Origin of the sequence: Bradyrhizobium sp. PRIMUS42 (assembly GCF_023006515.1) — a bacterium.
GTDB lineage: Bacteria > Pseudomonadota > Alphaproteobacteria > Rhizobiales > Xanthobacteraceae > Bradyrhizobium.
In genome coordinates, this window is sequence record NZ_JALBGZ010000790.1 from 1 (window position 1) to 2,713 (window position 2,713).

The 2,713-nt window shown below is 65.3% G+C and carries 3 protein-coding genes; all 3 read right to left on the bottom strand.

Annotated elements, in window-relative coordinates; translation table 11 throughout:
* Positions 1 to 358: 358 nt before the first annotated feature.
* The 3 genes from MOV75_RS33655 to MOV75_RS33665 all read right to left on the bottom strand — a co-directional run bounded on the left by MOV75_RS33655 (position 359) and on the right by MOV75_RS33665 (position 2,389).
* Entirely contained in the window at positions 359 to 937 is a 579-nt protein-coding gene (locus MOV75_RS33655; RefSeq protein ID WP_246931785.1) for an Hpt domain-containing protein, read from the bottom strand.
* Between the two features lie 27 nt (positions 938 to 964).
* Complete coding sequence (locus MOV75_RS33660; RefSeq protein ID WP_212092297.1) at positions 965 to 1,510, bottom strand: response regulator; 546 nt, start codon at positions 1,508 to 1,510, stop codon at positions 965 to 967.
* Between the two features lie 99 nt (positions 1,511 to 1,609).
* On the bottom strand, positions 1,610 to 2,389 hold the full coding sequence (locus MOV75_RS33665) for an NAD kinase (RefSeq protein WP_246931787.1): 780 nt from the start codon (positions 2,387 to 2,389) through the stop codon (positions 1,610 to 1,612).
* Positions 2,390 to 2,713: the final 324 nt, after the last annotated feature.

Sequence of the window (2,713 nt, forward strand, 5' to 3'; positions counted from 1 at the left end):
CGGCGCATGGTCGAGCGCGTGCTCACCCATTGCGAGACCGACGGCGGCGCCACCGAGCCGCTGATGGTCCTGCTGCGCCGCTTCGCCACGGAGTCGGCGCGGGAGGAAGCAAGGCTGTTCTGCGACGAGATCGTCGCGGACGAGGACGTCTACGATCTGATCGCGGCGTAGCGAGGTGCCGTAGGGTGGGTTAGGCGAAGCCGTAACCCACCAATTCTGTTTCTGCGGCAATCAAAGCGGTGGACTACGCTGCGCTAATCCACCCTACGATCTGATCGTGGGGATAGGCCCAGCCTCCCAACCACCGTCATTGCTTCGTCGCAAGTGCTCCTCGCAATGACGGGGAGAGAGCTGGACCTCACTCCCCCGGCACGATGCTCGGCGCCAGGATCACCTCGAGATGTTCGGGGCGGTCGCGGTTGACATGGGCGAGATAGTCGTCGGCGACCTTGCGCAGGCGCCGGCTCAACTCGGCGGAGACGCTGATGCGGTCGAGCCTGGTGTTCTCCTGCACGATGGCGAGGATGGCGTTGATGTGGTGCGTGAACAGCTCGGCCGGCACCTTTTCGAGATCAGGCGCGTGCTCGATGACGCGGCACAGGCTCTCGGCTACCCCCGCCGCGGCCGGATAGCCGAAGGTTGCGGCGTCGCCCTTGATGTCGTGGGCGGCGTGAAACAGCTCGTCGCGCCTTTCCTTGGTAAAGCCGTCATTGCGGACGGCGACATAGGCGGCCGACAGCCGGTTGACCTCGGTTGCCATCCAGTCCTTGAACTCGCCGGAAAGGCCCGCGAGCGCCTGCTCGGCGCGAGCGACCGGATCGTCCAGGTCCTTCGCGTCGACGCGGCGGATAACCTTGCGCAGCGGGTTGGGCTGCGTGATGATTTGATGCGTGGCGAAGGCCTTGACTGCGATGTCCTTTGCGCTGTTCTTCGCCATGATGCCTGCCTCGTTCGGGACGTTGCGCTAGATGGTGGAACGGGCTTTGTCGAGCAGCGAGGGCTGCTGCAGCACCTCGTGCTTTTCGCCGACGCGGCGCTCGGGACCCATATAGGCGGAATTGGTGTTGCGGCGCCGGTCCGGCCCGAAATAGGTCTTGGTCTTGATGAAGGGGCGGGGATTGGCGACCACGTTGAGGATGCGCTGATAGAGCCCCTTGGCCGAGATCGGCTTAGCCAGGAATTCGGTGACGCCGGCATCGCGCGCGACAGTGACACGGCGCTTCTCGGAATGACCGGTCAGCATGATGATCGGCGCGTAGGGGTTGCCCTTGGAGTCCGGCTGCCGGATCATCTGCGCGAGCTCGAGCCCGTCGAAGATCGGCATGGCCCAGTCGGTGATGACGATGTCGGGCACGTAATGGCTGTACATCTCGAGCGCGGTGGCGCCGTCCTCGGCCTCGTAGACTTCGCGCGCGCCAAAGGAATGCAGCAGCGTCCGCAGGATGCGGCGCATGTGCGGGTTGTCGTCGCAGACGAGGAAGCGCAGCTTGTTGAAGTCGATACGGAACATGACGCCCGGGCCAAAACGGTCAACCTTCGTTAACCATATCGTGGCGGCGGTTAACGAAGGGTTGCGGACGCAGTGCCGGCGGCAAGCGGGGCGACGGGTTTAGTAGCCGAACTGCTCGCGCAGGATGCGCTCTTCCAGGCTGTGGCCCGGATCGAACAGCATGCGCATCGAGATGCTCTTGTCGGACAGGACCTCGACGCGCCGGACCCTGCGTACCTCCTCATGGTCGGCGACGGCCGCGACGGGACGCTTGTCGTCCTCCAGCACCTCGATCACGACATAGGCGGTGTTGGGGAGCAGGGCGCCGCGCCAACGCCGCGGCCGGAAGGCGCTGATCGGGGTCAGCGCCAGGAGGGCGGCGTTGATCGGCAGGATCGGTCCTTGCGCCGACAGATTGTAGGCGGTCGAGCCGGCCGGCGTCGCCACAATGATCCCGTCGGCGATCAGCTCGGGCATGCGCTCGCGCTCGTCGATCAGGATCCGCAGGCGTGCCGCCTGGGAGGTCTGCCGGAACAGGTACACCTCGTTGATGGCGTGGTGCAGGTGAACACGGTCGTTGACGTCGGTCGCGCGCATCAGGAGCGGATTGATCTCCGATTCATGCGCCGTCTCGAGCCGCGCGCGCAGATCGTGCGGCGAATACTCGTTCATCAGGAAGCCGACGGTGCCGCGGTGCATGCCGTAGATCGGCTTTCCCGAGTGCATGTTCTGGTGCAGCGTCTGCAGCATCAGCCCGTCGCCGCCGAGCGCGACGACGACATCGGCTTCCGTCGGGGCGCAATTGCCATAGTCCCTGGTGAGCTGGCTGAAGGCGGCCTGCGCCTCGCTGCTCGGGCTGGCGACAAAGGCGATGCGGTCGTATCGCTGGGGCTTGGTCATGGCTTGTCGGGCAGGCCGCTGGCTGGAGGAAGTTCCGCCGGGCTCGTCTATACGAGGTGGGCCTCCATTGTCGAGGACGACCGGCGCTCAAGGCAAACGGGCGATTGTCGATCCAGAGAACAAAACGGGTTGATTTGAGCCAGCCGGGCCGCACGCGCCAACCGACCGGAAATCCCGCAAACCGTCGCAATTCCCCGCTAGCTTGGGGGCGCACCCGGCTGTTGCAGCCGGGGAGGGAGAACGATCATGCTCACGATCTGGTCGACGCTGCGAGGAACGGGGCTGGTGCTGGCGGTGTCCGCGGTCGCGCTCGCAAGCATCGCG